We start from the raw sequence: 12,808 nt of genomic DNA, 5'->3' as shown, positions 1-12,808 counted from the left end.
CGTCCCCGGGGTACTAGGCTTGGCTCGAGAATGAACCGGTAGGGGCGGGGCTCCGCGCAGAGAGGCTGTCGATGATCCGTATCCTCCTGATCGGTGCAGGAGCCGTGGTTGAGGAGCTCTACCAATTCCCTTTGCAGCGACTGGAAAAGGCGAAGGCCGTCGAGGTCTTGGGCGTCGTCGACCCCAACGAATCACGAGGGCGCCAGATCGCGTCGAAGTTCAAGCGGGCGCGCGCCTACCCTGACTGCGCGGCGGCGTTTCGGGACGGCTCATACGATCTCGCCATCATCGCCTCACCGCCCGCTCTGCATGCCGAGCATGCGTGTGCGGCATTCGAACACGGTTGCCATGTGCTGTGCGAGAAGCCCATGACGACAACGGTGGCCGATGCAGATCGCATGAACGCGGCAGCAGCGAAAGCCAACAGGACGCTGGGGGTGGCGTATCCCCGGCGGTTCTACTCGAATTTCGCCGACGTCGCACGACTCGTCGCAAACGGCGACCTCGGGGATGACCTCGAGTTCACCTACCGCGAGGGGGGCACCTATGGCTGGAAGGCGGCCACCGACGCCGCATTCCGACGCGAACGTTCCGGCGGCGGCGTGCTGCTGGACATCGGCGTGCACATGCTGGATCAGTTGGCCTGGATTTTTGGCGATCCGGTGGTAACTCGCTCATTCGACGACAGTTTCGAAGGGGGAGTCGAGACTAATTCGCTTCTGTCGCTGGTGTTTCCGCGAGGCCGCGGCGTCATGCAGGTCAGCTGGGAGTACCCGCTGAATAATGGTCTGCGGATCCGGGGTTCCTCAGGTGAGGTGATTCTGGACAATGCCGACATTCGCACCTATCGCCGCAAGACCCCGCGGGGATGGTCGCTGGTACCGGCCGAGACATCGTGGCCCGCGGACCTTGCGCCAACGGGCGGCAAGCGGAACCGGCCCGCCGGTTACGGCCCGTGCTTCGAGGCCGAGTTGATCGCCATGCTCAGATGCATTCGCTACGGCGAAGTATTTCCCGTGACCGGCGTCCAGGCCGCGAGTGTGCAAGCCGCCATTGACCAGGCCTACGAGCGAGCCGAGCCGCTGGAGTGCCCCTGGCTGCCGGAAGACGAACAGGTGGCCGCGCGGGCCAAGCACTGGAAGGCCGGTCAGCCGCAATGAAACCCATCGCCATCATCGGGGCCGGGGGCTTCGTCGGCGCCCGTCTCATAGAACGTGCCGAACTTCGCGGCGACATACCCCTCGTGCCCATCGTCCGATCCCCGCGCAGTCAGGGTCGGTTGGCGCGGTTCGGCATTCGCACCGTGCATGGTGATGCTTCCGATCCGGCATCTCTGGTTCCGCTACTGAAGGGGTGCGGAACGGTGGTGAACCTGACCATGGGAGACGACAAGCGCACGGTCGGCGACGCTCAGTCCATTCACGCCGCATGCCAGAAGGCGGACGTTCCCCTGTTCGTGCACATGAGTTCCGCTGAGGTATTCGGACGGGCAGAGACTCACGGTCTGAACGACGATTCGGTACCAGATGGAAAGCACTGGATGGAGTACGCCCAGGCGAAATCCGCTGCCGAAGCGTGGTTGCGCTCCCAGTCCGCCGGGCCGGTGCAGACAGTAATCCTGCGACCGGGACTGATCTGGGGACCAGGGTCGGGATGGCTCGTGGAGCCGGCCAAGGCGTTGATTGACGGCACTGCCTACCTGCTGAACGGCGGGCGCGGGATGTGCAATCTGATCCACGTGGACAACCTCATCGAGCACCTGGTTCAACTGGCGAAGTCCGCTGCGCCCCGCTCCGATGTCTTCAACATCGCCGACAACGAGACGCTCACCTGGGCCGATTACTATCGCGCCATTGCACACGAGGTGGGCGTTGATCCATCGACGATACGTCTGCTTGGCGATGCAAAGTACGACGAGAGCAACTTCCAGAAAATCCAGCAGATCCTCAACATTGCGCCGGCCCGCGCTATCAAACGTCGACTCAGCGCCGGCACCAAAGGCCGGCTGAAGCAGCAGTTGCAGGATCGCATCTCGCCACCGATTACCGAACCTCAGCCCATCGAGCCCGAACCTACTGTCACCAAACAGCTTTGGTGGCTTCAAGGCACCGCAAGGAAACTACCGTCGACCAAGTTCGCCGAGCAGTATCCCGAGCTGCAGCTCAAGCCGTTTGATGAACTGATGACCGCAGCCGGAAAGTGGCTGCGCTTCGCCGGTTTCGAGAATTCGGACCGCACTTAGCCCAACTTGCGCAACCGCGGCTCCAGATCCCGCTGGAACAAGTCGAGGAATCGGCGCTGATCGTGGCCCGGGGCGTGGAACACCAGGTGGTTGAGACCGTATCTTACGTAGTCGCCGACCTTCTCGACCGCTTCGTCGGGATCGGAAGCCACGATCCACCGCTTGGCGACCTGCTCGATGGGCAGCTCGTCGGCGGCCTTCTCCATCTCGAGTGGATCGTGGATGTTGGTCTTCTGCTCGGCCGTCAGCGACAGCGGCGCCCAGAACCGGGTATTCTCCAGCGCCAGTTCGGGATCGGTGTCATAGGAGATCTTGATCTCGATCATCCGGTCGATGTCGTCGGGGTTCTTGCCCGCCGCCTCGGCACCCTCTTTCATCGCCGGGATCAGCTTGTCCTTGTAGAGCTCCTCGCCCTTGCCGGAGGTGCAGATGAACCCGTCACCCGCACGGCCGGCGTACTTGGCCACCTGCGGACCACCCGCGGCGATGTAGATCGGGATGCCACCTTCGGGCACGTCGTAGATCGAAGCACCCTTGGTCTTGTAGTACTCACCCTCGAAATCGACCCGGTCGCCCAGCCACAGCTCCCGCATCAGCCGCACCGACTCGCGCAGCCGCGCGTACCGCTCCTTGAACTCCGGCCACTCGCCCTCGTAGCCGGTGGCGATCTCGTTGAGCGATTCACCGGTGCCGACCCCGAGGAAGATCCGATCCGGGTACAGACAGCCCATCGTGGCGAACGCCTGTGCAATCACGGCGGGGTTGTATCGGAAGGTCGGGGTCAGCACCGACGTGCCGAGGACCAGCCGCTTGGTGCGCTCCCCCACCGCCGTCATCCACGCCAGTGAGAACGGTGCATGCCCGCCCTCGTGACGCCACGGCTGGAAGTGGTCGCTGACCGTCGCGCTGTCCATCCCGTGCGCCTCGGCCAGCACCGCCAGCTCGACCAACTCGCGCGGCGCGAACTGCTCCGCCGACGCCTTGTATCCCAGTTTCAGTTCAGCCACGCCCTCGTTTCTACTCCCCTTTGGTGCACAGCGAGCGGCCGAGTCCTAGTCGAGGGTGCGGGCCTACACTCGCGGCATGGCCGTGGCCCTGACCGCTATCACCGACCGCGTGCACATGGCGCAGACGCCGCTGGTCAATTGGACGGTGGTCGCCGACGACGCGGGTGTGATGTTGATCGACGCCGGATTCCCCGGCAGCCGCGATGACGTCCTGGGCTCGCTGCGGAAACTCGGGTTCGGCCCGACCGATGTGACGGCAATCCTGCTGACCCACGCCCACGTCGACCACCTCGGCACGGCGATCTGGATCGCCAACACGCACGGCACCCCGGTCTACTGCCATGCCGACGAGGTCGGCCACGCCAAACGCGAGTATCTGCAGCAGGCATCCCCGGTCGATCTGGTGCGGCATGCCTGGCAACCCCGCTGGGTGAAGTGGTCGCTGGACATCGTGCGCAAGGGCGCGCTGATCCACGACGGCATTCCGACCGCGGATGTCCTCACCCCGGCGATAGCCGAGACGCTGCCCGGCCGGCCGTTGGCGGTGCCGACACCGGGCCACACCGGCGGCCACTGCTCCTACGTCGTCGACAACGTCCTGATCAGTGGCGACGCCCTGGTGACCGGGCATCCGTTGTCGCCGGTCAAGGGTCCGCAGTTACTGCACCGGGTGTTCAACCATGACGAGCCGGGCTGTGTGCGCAGCCTGTCAGCGCTGGCGATGCTGGACGTCGATGTGCTGATTCCCGGGCACGGCGATCTGTGGACCGGACCGGTTCGGGACGCGGCGCGTCAGGCGACGCCGGCCTGACTGGAGCGCTCGGGCGGCTTGAGTCCGAGGTTCTCCCGCAGGGTGCTGCCCTCGTACTCGGTGCGGTATACGCCGCGCTCCTGCAGCAGCGGCACGACGGTGTCGATGAAGGCGTCCAGCCCGTGCGGCGTCAGGTGCGGCACCAGGATGAACCCGTCGCAGGCGTCGGCCTGCACATGCCGGTCGATCTCGGCCGCGACATGGTCGGCGGTCCCGACGAACTGCTGCCGGCTGGTGACCGCGATGACCAGTTCGCGGATGGACAGGTTGTCGGCCTCGGCCCGCTGCCGCCAGGAGGCGGCCAGCGCCTTGGGGTCACCGTGCCGGACCCGGCCCTGCGTGACCGTCGGGTCATCGGCGGGTTCGACGTCGGGCAGCGGCCCGTCCGGGTCGTAACCGGACAGGTCGCGCTGCCAGACCTGTTCGAGCATCGCGATCGCGGTCTGCGGGCTGACCTGTTGGCGCCGGATATGGCGCGCCTTCTCTTCCGCGTCGGCGGCGCTGTCGCCCAGCACGAACGTCGCGGCCGGAAACACCTTGAGGTGATCCGGGTTTCGGCCGTGTGCGACCGCGCGGGATTTGACGTCGGTGTAGTAGCGCTGCCCGTCGTCGAGTGCGCCGTGCCCGGTGAACAACGCGTCGGCGTGCTTGGCGCCGAAGTCCCGGCCCTCGTCGGAGTCACCGGCCTGCAGTAACACCGGGTGTCCCTGCCGCCCGCCGGACAGGGTAGCCACCCCGCGGACGTCGAACTGCGGCCCGCGGTGCGACACCGTCCGGATACGCTCGGAGTCGGTATCCCAGCTGTCCCAGAACTCTCGGGCGACCGTGACGAATTCCTCGGCGCGACGGTAACGGTCGGCGTGGTCGAGAAATCCACCGCGTCTGAAGTTTTCGCCGGTGAACGCATCCGAGGACGTCACCATGTTCCATGCGGCGCGCCCGTCCGAGAGATGGTCGAGGCTGGCGAACTGCCGTGACACTTCGAACGGTTCGTTGAACGTGGTGTTGATCGTGCCCGCTAAACCGATGTGCTCGGTGACGGCCGCGAGCGCCGCCAGCACCGTGAAGGTATCGGGGCGGCCCACCACATCCAGGTCGTGGATCCGCCCGCGGTGCTCACGCAGTCGCAACCCCTCGGCCAGGAAGAAGAAGTCGAACAACCCCTCTTCGGCCTTGCGGGCGAGGTGGACAAAGGAGTCGAAGTCCACCTGACTACCCGACTCCGGATCGGACCACACCGTGGTGTTGTTCACCCCGGGGAAGTGCGCAGACAGGTGTACTTGCTTGCGCTGCTTACCTTCTCGAGTCATGCCGTGACACCCCACCGTTTGGCCAATAGTTCGTACGAGCGCAGCCGGTCGGCATGCCGATGAGTCGCGGTGGTCACCACCAACTCGTCGGCGTCGGTGACCCGCTGCAGAGCGGCCAGCTTGTCGGCCACCTCCTCGGCGTCGCCGACGAATTGGGTGGCGAGCCGGTCCTCGACCACGGCGCGCTCCTCGCCGGTCAGCGGCTCGACGGTGTCGGGGTCTGGATACGGCACCGCCCCACCTTGTGCCCGGATGGAATACACCCACCGCCCGAACGGCTTCGCCAGATGGTGCGCGGTGGCGGAATCGTCGGCGACGAGGACATCGGCCGAGACCACCACGTGTGGTTGCGACAGCTGCGGTGACGGGCTGAAGGCGGCCCGATAGGCTTCCACCGCGTCCAGTGCCGAGCTGGGAGTGATGTGATAACTCGCCACGAATGGCAGACCCCGCGCACCGGCCACCTCGGCACTCTGACCCCTGCTGCTGCCGAAGATCCACGGGATCAGGCCCGAACGCTCCCCCGGCACCGCGTGAACCGGGAAATCCTGCACGGTGTGGCTACCGTCGAGCAGCGCGAGGACCTCGCCTACCTGGTCGGCGAAGTCGGGCGGCACAGCTTCTGGTTGGGTGAGAACGGTTGACAGCGCCCGCATCTGCGGGCTGGCGAGCAATGTCCGGGTGTCGAACGCGGTCGGCACGACGACACCGTCCACTTCGCGCCACGGCAGGGCGTCCTGCGGCGGCTGCTCGCCACACTCGACCTCTCGTCGGCGTTGGCCCGAGCGCCCGAGCCCCAGGTCGATGCGCCCGGGGTAGAACTGTTCGAGCATGCCGAAGCTCTCGACGACCGCCAGCGCGGTGGTGTACCCGAGTTGCACAGCGGCGGCACCGACCCGGATCCGTTCGGTGGCCGCGGCGATCTGACCGATGAGCACGGCCGGCGCCGAACTCGCGACCGCGACGAAGTGGTGCTCGGCCACCCAATACCGGCGGTAGCCCCACTGTTCTGCGTGCCGAGCAAGATCGACCGTGTTGTGCAGCGCGGTGGCGGCATCACTTCCGCAGCTGATGGGCGACAGATCGAGGATCGACAGCGGGACGGTCATGACACGCCCGCTGTCGCGTAGCGGTTGACGGCGGCCGGCAGGCCGAACCGTTCCCGCAGGGTCTCGTCGTCCCGGTAGCCGGTGCGGAACCGTCCGGTCCGCTGCAACAGTGGGACCACCTCGTCGACGATGATCGGCAGGTCGGTGGCATTGACCGCCGGGCGCAGGCGGAACCCGGGCACGCCGAGGTCGTGCCACCCCACCAGCAGCTCCACCAGCTGAGCCGGACTACCGGTGAATATCAGTGCATCAGAACCGAAGTCGTCCCCGCCGCCGAAGCTCACCACGAGATCGGCGATCGGCTTGGCGATGCTCACCTGGTTCACAATCTCCCGAACCGACTCCTCATCAGTCGGGGTGATGAAAACCAGATCGGCTGACGCGTCGGCGAATTCGTAGACCCGCTTCGCGTGGGCGAGCGCGCCCACCACGGTTTGGCCCTGCGGCGGGCGTGGCGTGATCGACGGGCCTTTGACCGAGAAGTACTTGCCGACGAAGTCGATGTAGTGCAGCTTGTCGCGGTCGACGTAGCGGCCGGTGCTGACATCGCGGATGACGGCGTCGTCCTCCCAGCTGTCCCACAAACGTCGCACCACATCGACGAAGTCGGTTGCCTCGTCGAATAATTCGTTGCCGTCGGGCACGCTTCGCCGGCCGAACGCCGCCGCCTCGTCTTCGGACGGGCTGACTCGGACTTGCCAGCCGGCCCGGCCTCGAGAGACGAAATCCAGCGTCGCTATCGCCTTGGAAACATGGAACGGTTCGGTGTGGGTGACGGTGGCCACCGGAATGAGCCCGATGTGGTGGGTGACCGGCGCGATCCTGGCCGCGACCAGAACGGCGTCAGCCCGCCCCGCGAGCCGGTGCGGGACAGTCCCCTCCCGGCGCCCGGGCGCAGCGATGAAGCTGTCGTCGATGGTCAGAAAGTCCAGCAGCCCGCGTTCGGCCGTGCGCGCGAGCTCGGCCCAGTACCGGCCGGACGTCACCGGGCTGATCGCCGGGTCGGCGGCCAGGGTCTGCTGCCATGCCCGCGGGTGCCATCCGTAGCCGTCGAGCGCGATACCGAGATGCAGAAGGTTTTGCGCCATCACACAACTGTCTAACGCACGGTGGCAGAACGCATTCCGGAACCGGGGGTTGCAATCAGCCTGATTTCAAAGGTGCCCGGCTACCCGCTCGTCAGCACCTTGACGAAGGCGACCGGATATTGCTCGGCATCACTGGGCAACGGTTGATCGAGACGGCTGTAGCCGGAGCTGTCGTACAACGCTTCGGCCTCGGGCTGCCGGTTGCCGGTCGTGAGGTAGATGCGGTGATACCCGCGCCGGGCGATCTCGGTTTCCAGGGCTGCGAGTAGCGCGGCGGCGTGGCCTTGACGCCGATGCCGGCTGTCGGTCCAGATCCGTTTGAGTTCGGCGGTGTCGTCGTCGAAGCGACAGAACGCTCCGCCCGTCACCGGCTGATCGCCGAGCAGCCCGATGAGCATGCCGCCGTCGGGTGGGTGGAACTGGTCGGCCGGATGGTCGCGCAGCCACCGCGCGCCACCCCCGCTTCGGGAGCCTCATAGCGGGTGGCGTACTCGACGGCGAGTTCCGCGAGCAGCGGCGCGGCGAGCGCGTCGTCCTCGTCGACAGGGACGAAGCGCAGGCGGTGCATCTGATCATTCTGCCCCTTTCCCCCAAAAGTTGACACCTGTAAAGTTTCGGGTCATGGACAACATCCGGGGCAAGACCATCGCGATCACCGGCGCCGCCCGGGGTATCGGTTTCGCGACCGCACGGGCCCTTCTGCAGCGCGGCGCGCGCGTGGTCATCGGCGACCGCGATGTGACGCTCGAGGAGTCGGCCGTCGCCCAGCTCAGCAAGCTGGGGCCGGTCTCGGGCTACCCCCTCGACGTCAGTGATCCCGAGTCGTTCGCGACGTTCCTGGACAAGGCCCGCGCCGACGGCGGCGGACACATCGACGTGCTGATCAACAATGCCGGGGTCATGCCGGTCGGGCCGTTCCTCGACCACTCCGATCAGGCGGTGCGCACCGCCGTGGAGGTCAACTTCTACGGTGTGGTGACCGGCTGCCGCCTGGTGCTGCCGGAAATGGTCCGGCGCCGCAGCGGCCACATCGTCAACATCGCCTCGATGGCCGGCATGCTCGCGGTGCCCGGCCAGGCGCTCTACGCGGGAACCAAATTCGCCGTGGTCGGGCTGTCCACCGGGCTTGCGGACGAGTACGCGCCCCAGGGCGTCCAGATCAGTTGTGTCATGCCGACATTCACCAACACCGAACTGATCTCGGGCACTCACACCACCGCGGCCACCAAACCGGTGCAGCCCGAGGACATCGCCGCGGCGGTGGTCAAGGCATTGGACAATCCCACGACGTCGATCTCCGTTCCGGGTTACTCACGCTTCCTGGCCACGGCAGTGATGTTCCTGCCGCCCCGCGGCCGCCGTTGGCTGTCCAAGAAGATGGGCACCGACCGGGTGTTCCTCGACTTCGACACCACGGCCCGCGCCGCCTACGAGAAGCGAGCTCAGAGCGCCACCGGCGTCGTGGAGGACGCGCAGCAGGATTAGCGGGCGCCTAGGCCTCGCCGAGGACCGGCACGGCATCACCGGGCCGGTAGGCCTCGATCGGATCGATCTGAGCGAGAAGCACCTCCGGCTCGACGGCGTAGAGAGCACCGGCGTCTTCGCCGGTGCCGACCAGCACCGCCTTGACCCGCTCCGGGAAGTCGTCGTCCTCACCGGACGCCGTGATCCAGATCCGGGTGACCGGCTCGTACCCCTCGTCGACCACCGCGGCAGCCGACGGCTCGAAGAACCAGCTGATCAGTGTGTCGGTGGAGAACTCGGCGTCGAATGTCCAGCCCCGCGCTGTCAGCCACTCGTCGAATGTCTCGACCGCTTGGGCCAATTCGACGTCGACGTCGTCGAGGGCGCCCTTGACGTCGCCCGGCAACCAGCGCTCGTCACGACTCGCCTGCCGCTTCTTGCGGCGGGCCTTCTTGGCGTCGGATTTCCGGGACACCGCTAGCCCAGCGCGCGATCCAGGTCGGCGATCAGGTCCTCGGTGCCTTCCAGCCCCACCGAGATCCGGACCACCCCGTCGCCGAGCCCGATCGAGGCGCGGCCCTCCGGCCCCATCGCGCGGTGCGTGGTGGTCGCCGGATGCGTGATCAGCGTCTTGGCGTCGCCGAGGTTGTTCGAGATGTCGATGACCTGAAGCTTGTCGAGCACCTCGAAAGCCCGAGCCTTGCCGCCATCCAGTTCGAATGTCACCACCGTGCCGCCGCCGCGCATCTGCCGCTTCGCCAGGTCGAACTGCGGATGCGATTCCAGGAACGGGTATTTCACCCAGTTGACGCCCGGCTGGGCTTCCAGGAACTCGGCGACGCGCTGCGCGGAGCGATTCGAATAGTCCACCCGCACCGCCATCGTCTCCAGGCCCTTCAACAGCACCCAGGCGTTGAACGCGGACAGCGCGGGGCCGGTGTGGCGCATCAGTTTCTGCACCGGACCGTCGATGTACTCCTTGTCGCCGAGGATCGCACCGCCGAGCACCCGGCCCTGACCGTCGATGTGCTTGGTGCCCGAATACACCACCACGTCCACACCGAGCGGGATGCCCTGCTGCAGCAGCGGGGTGGCAAAAACGTTGTCCAGCACAACTTTTGCCCCGGCAGCGTGTGCCATCTCGGAGACCGCGGCGATGTCGACCAGCGACTGCATCGGATTGGACGGGGTCTCGAAGAACACGGCCTGCGTCGGCACCGACAGCGCCTCTTCCCACTGCGAGAGGTCGTCGCCGTCGACGAAGACGGTCTCCACACCCCAGCGCGGCAGAATCTCGTTACACACCACGAAACAGGAGCCGAACAGGCTGCGCGCCGCCACCAACCGGTCGCCGGCACCCAGTAGCGCGCCCAGCGAGGTGAACACCGCGGCCATCCCCGATGCGGTGGCGAAAGCGGCAGGTGCACCTTCGATCAGCCGCAGGCGTTCCTCGAACATCGAGATCGTCGGGTTGCCGTAGCGGGAGTAGACGTACCGGTCGATCTCGCCGGTGAACGCCTTCTCGGCCTCGGCGGCCGAGGAGTACACGTAGCCCGAGGTGAGATACAGCCCTTCGGCGGTCTCCTCGAACTCCGAACGCAACAGCCCGCCCCGAACCCCGATGGTCGCCTGGCTCACGCCGTCGGGCAGCGGTGCGGGGATACGGACCGACGGCACCGGATCAGTCGAGTCGGTCATGACTGCTTCCAGGGCAGACCCAGGGCGCGCCAGCCGTTACTTCCGCGATGACCGTCGGAATCGAGCTGGCCCTCGAACCCGTCAAGCATGTTGTAGGAGGGCGCGATTCCCGCTGCGGTCGCCGTCTCCGCTGCGGGGATCGAGCGATTCCCAGAGCGACAGATGAACACCACCGGGCGATCGCCGGCCGTCACGCCGGCGGCGTTCAGCTCGGCGACGAATTGCTCATTGTGCTGACCGTTGCTGCGGTTCCACTCCACGAACACCACATTGCGGCCCAGGCTGGACAGATCGGGCACACCGACCCATCGCCATTCGGCGTCGGTGCGGCAGTCCACCAGCACCGCGTCGGGGTTCTCACTGAGCAGCTTCCAGCTCTCCTCAGGGGTGATATCTCCTGCGTAACTCACCCGGCCGATCCTTCCACACGATTCTGGATGACTCTCAGACCGGACCGGGCGAGCAGACGGTCCACTCCCCGTTCTCCCGGACGAAGGTCATCGGGGTCTTGAGCTTGGCGTCCGCCGCCTTCTCGAAGTGGTAGACGACGGTGGCGGTGGCCTTGTCGCCGTCGATCTTCACGTCGGTGACATCGTCGACGTATCGAGCACCGCGTGCGGCCTTCGACTTCTGTTGGCTGCCAAGAACATCCGCCTCGACACCCCGCTGCGCGGCGCAGGTGTACTTGCGAAAATCCGGGTAGTTGTCGCGCTGCAGCGCGTCGTTCTGTCCGACCGCGGCGCGGCCGACGAGCACGTCCTCACTCATCGGCTTGGTGTCGTCGACCAGCCATGCGATCCCCACCGCGGCGAGCACCAACACCGCAATACCCAGGGCGATCAGAATGGGCAGCGGACTGGCGCCGTCGTCCTCACGTTCGGTCACGGCTGCCACAGCCGGTGCAAGGCGGTCGACACCTGGCGAACCCTATCGCGGGCGGCGGTGACATCGGATGCGGTCGCCAGCGCGACCCCCAGCCGCAACCGGGCGGCGCCTTCGTGCCGGCCCAGCAGGCGCACATCGCTCTCCGGCACGGCCATGGCCTCGGCCAGCACCGCCGGGTTGATGTCGGCGCGGCCGGCGCTCTCCTCGGCACCGCCGTAGGTGACCTCCGCGGCGCCCGGCGAGATCATGATGGTGTCCACCGGCAGCCCCAGAACGGCGCGGGCATGCAGCTCGAACTCCGACAACCGCTGGGTGCGCAGCGTGACCAGCCCGCTGTCGTAGGGACGGACGCTGACGTCGGAGAAATACACTTCGTCGCCGCGTACCAGCAGCTCGACCCCGAAGACGCCGCGGCCGCCGAGCGCCCGCACGATCCGTGCGGCCACCGACTTCGCAGCCCCGAGCGCCGCCAGCGTCATCTGCTGGGGCTGCCAGCACTCCAGGACACCACCGTCGACCTGCCGATGTCCGATCGGCTCGCAGAAGTGCAGCGCCGGGCCGGCCGGCCCGTCGGTCCGCACGGTCAGCAAGGTGACGGCGTAGTCGATCTCGACGACGGTCTCGGCCAGCACCCGGTTGTGTGGCACCCGGCCACCGGCCGCGACGGCACGCTGCCAGGCGGGCTCGACGTCGTCGGGGCGCAGCAGCACCGACTGGCCCTGCCCCGGGACCCCGATCACCGGCTTGACCACCAGAGGGAAGCCGGCATGGTCGGCGACGGCGGTCAGCTCCGCGACCGAGCCGGCGAACCAGAACGGCGCGGTCGGCAGACCCAGCTCGTCGGCGGCCAGCCGGCGCATGCCCTCGCGGTCCAGGCTCAGCTGGGTGGCGTACACACCGGGCACCACCTGGGTCGCGCCACTGTCGGCGGCCGCCCGGAGCGCGTCGATGGCCACGGCATTGGTGTCGACGACGACGTACTCCGGTTCGACGCGGGCGATGGCGGCAGTCAGCTCATCGGGGTCGGTGATCTTCACGACCAGCGCCTCGTCGGCGACGTCGTGCGCCGGTGCGTCGGCGTAGCGGTCGACGGCGACCACCTCGGCTCCGAGTCGCTGGAACGCCAGCACCAACTCCCGACTCAGCTCACCCGACCCGACCAGCATCACACGCATGATGCCCAAGGATAGGTGG

At 66.9% G+C, this 12,808-nt stretch carries 13 protein-coding genes and 1 pseudogene; 4 read left to right on the top strand and 10 right to left on the bottom strand.

Translation table 11 applies throughout. The features are described 5' to 3' along the window. Positions 1 to 71 precede the first annotated feature (71 nt). Together D3H54_RS02990 and D3H54_RS02985 are read left to right on the top strand one after the other, a co-directional pair. On the top strand, positions 72 to 1,160 hold the full coding sequence (locus D3H54_RS02990; protein ID WP_149377798.1) for a Gfo/Idh/MocA family protein: 1,089 nt from the start codon (positions 72 to 74) through the stop codon (positions 1,158 to 1,160). Continuing rightward, positions 1,157 to 2,242, top strand: a complete 1,086-nt coding sequence (locus tag D3H54_RS02985) for an NAD-dependent epimerase/dehydratase family protein (RefSeq protein ID WP_149377797.1) — start codon at positions 1,157 to 1,159, stop codon at positions 2,240 to 2,242. Before D3H54_RS02990 ends, D3H54_RS02985 begins: the two co-directional genes overlap by 4 nt. Here the strand turns inward: D3H54_RS02985 and fgd are convergent. Next, a complete protein-coding gene (gene fgd / locus D3H54_RS02980) occupies positions 2,239 to 3,249 on the bottom strand; it encodes a glucose-6-phosphate dehydrogenase (coenzyme-F420) (RefSeq protein WP_149377796.1) in 1,011 nt (336 codons plus the stop codon). The two genes, D3H54_RS02985 and fgd, sit on opposite strands and share 4 nt — an antisense overlap. Before the next feature lie 76 nt (positions 3,250 to 3,325). On the opposite strand from fgd, the gene D3H54_RS02975 reads away from it, so the two are divergent. Further along, positions 3,326 to 4,060, top strand: a complete 735-nt coding sequence (locus D3H54_RS02975) for an MBL fold metallo-hydrolase (RefSeq protein WP_149377795.1) — start codon at positions 3,326 to 3,328, stop codon at positions 4,058 to 4,060. Here D3H54_RS02975 and D3H54_RS02970 read toward each other — a convergent pair. The 4 genes and pseudogenes from D3H54_RS02970 to D3H54_RS02955 form a co-directional block, all read right to left on the bottom strand. Continuing rightward, positions 4,042 to 5,370, bottom strand: coding sequence for an NtaA/DmoA family FMN-dependent monooxygenase (locus tag D3H54_RS02970; RefSeq protein ID WP_149377794.1), 1,329 nt, complete (start codon positions 5,368 to 5,370; stop codon positions 4,042 to 4,044). The two genes, D3H54_RS02975 and D3H54_RS02970, sit on opposite strands and share 19 nt — an antisense overlap. Then, positions 5,367 to 6,479: an LLM class flavin-dependent oxidoreductase gene (locus D3H54_RS02965; RefSeq protein WP_149377793.1), complete on the bottom strand. Its 1,113-nt coding sequence runs from the start codon at positions 6,477 to 6,479 to the stop codon at positions 5,367 to 5,369. The genes D3H54_RS02970 and D3H54_RS02965 overlap by 4 nt, the downstream gene beginning before the upstream one ends. Next, complete coding sequence (locus tag D3H54_RS02960) at positions 6,476 to 7,567, bottom strand: LLM class flavin-dependent oxidoreductase (RefSeq protein ID WP_149377792.1); 1,092 nt, start codon at positions 7,565 to 7,567, stop codon at positions 6,476 to 6,478. Before D3H54_RS02960 ends, D3H54_RS02965 begins: the two co-directional genes overlap by 4 nt. A gap of 80 nt (positions 7,568 to 7,647) precedes the next feature. After that, a pseudogene (locus D3H54_RS02955) lies at positions 7,648 to 8,135 on the bottom strand (GNAT family N-acetyltransferase). Positions 8,136 to 8,188: 53 nt separating this feature from the next. Here D3H54_RS02955 and D3H54_RS02950 point away from each other — a divergent pair. Continuing rightward, complete coding sequence (locus D3H54_RS02950; protein ID WP_149377791.1) at positions 8,189 to 9,052, top strand: SDR family oxidoreductase; 864 nt, start codon at positions 8,189 to 8,191, stop codon at positions 9,050 to 9,052. 7 nt (positions 9,053 to 9,059) lie between these two features. Here D3H54_RS02950 and D3H54_RS02945 read toward each other — a convergent pair whose 3' ends face one another. The 5 genes from D3H54_RS02945 to purT are packed head-to-tail and all read right to left on the bottom strand — an operon-like array spanning position 9,060 to position 12,789. Further along, entirely contained in the window at positions 9,060 to 9,506 is a 447-nt protein-coding gene (locus D3H54_RS02945; RefSeq protein ID WP_149377790.1) for a hypothetical protein, read from the bottom strand. A 2-nt stretch (positions 9,507 to 9,508) separates the two neighbouring features. Then, the gene (locus D3H54_RS02940) at positions 9,509 to 10,729 is read right to left on the bottom strand and encodes an O-succinylhomoserine sulfhydrylase (RefSeq protein WP_149377789.1); all 1,221 of its coding nucleotides are present in this window, start codon (positions 10,727 to 10,729) and stop codon (positions 9,509 to 9,511) included. Continuing rightward, positions 10,726 to 11,139, bottom strand: a complete 414-nt coding sequence (locus D3H54_RS02935) for a rhodanese-like domain-containing protein (protein WP_149377788.1) — start codon at positions 11,137 to 11,139, stop codon at positions 10,726 to 10,728. The genes D3H54_RS02940 and D3H54_RS02935 overlap by 4 nt, the downstream gene beginning before the upstream one ends. Before the next feature lie 34 nt (positions 11,140 to 11,173). After that, positions 11,174 to 11,614 (bottom strand): Rv0361 family membrane protein, encoded by a 441-nt coding sequence (locus tag D3H54_RS02930; protein WP_149377787.1) that lies wholly within the window; start codon positions 11,612 to 11,614, stop codon positions 11,174 to 11,176. Further along, complete coding sequence (purT, locus tag D3H54_RS02925; RefSeq protein ID WP_149377786.1) at positions 11,611 to 12,789, bottom strand: formate-dependent phosphoribosylglycinamide formyltransferase; 1,179 nt, start codon at positions 12,787 to 12,789, stop codon at positions 11,611 to 11,613. The genes D3H54_RS02930 and purT overlap by 4 nt, the downstream gene beginning before the upstream one ends. Between the last annotated feature and the right edge of the window lie 19 nt (positions 12,790 to 12,808).

Source organism: Mycobacterium sp. ELW1, assembly GCF_008329905.1.
In the GTDB taxonomy this organism is placed as follows: domain Bacteria; phylum Actinomycetota; class Actinomycetes; order Mycobacteriales; family Mycobacteriaceae; genus Mycobacterium.
This window is presented reverse-complemented; position numbering and strand designations above follow the sequence as displayed.

Bases quoted from the DNA above. Each gene is read 5' to 3' on its own strand.
- D3H54_RS02950 (WP_149377791.1), top strand. From the start codon at position 8,189: ATGGACAACATCCGGGGCAAGACCATCGCGATCACCGGCGCCGCCCGG.
- D3H54_RS02940 (WP_149377789.1), bottom strand. From the start codon at position 10,729: ATGACCGACTCGACTGATCCGGTGCCGTCGGTCCGTATCCCCGCACCG.
- D3H54_RS02990 (WP_149377798.1), top strand. From the start codon at position 72: ATGATCCGTATCCTCCTGATCGGTGCAGGAGCCGTGGTTGAGGAGCTC.
- D3H54_RS02970 (WP_149377794.1), bottom strand. From the start codon at position 5,370: ATGACTCGAGAAGGTAAGCAGCGCAAGCAAGTACACCTGTCTGCGCAC.
- purT (WP_149377786.1), bottom strand. From the start codon at position 12,789: ATGCGTGTGATGCTGGTCGGGTCGGGTGAGCTGAGTCGGGAGTTGGTG.
- D3H54_RS02965 (WP_149377793.1), bottom strand. From the start codon at position 6,479: ATGACCGTCCCGCTGTCGATCCTCGATCTGTCGCCCATCAGCTGCGGA.
- D3H54_RS02975 (WP_149377795.1), top strand. From the start codon at position 3,326: ATGGCCGTGGCCCTGACCGCTATCACCGACCGCGTGCACATGGCGCAG.
- D3H54_RS02985 (WP_149377797.1), top strand. From the start codon at position 1,157: ATGAAACCCATCGCCATCATCGGGGCCGGGGGCTTCGTCGGCGCCCGT.
- D3H54_RS02960 (WP_149377792.1), bottom strand. From the start codon at position 7,567: ATGGCGCAAAACCTTCTGCATCTCGGTATCGCGCTCGACGGCTACGGA.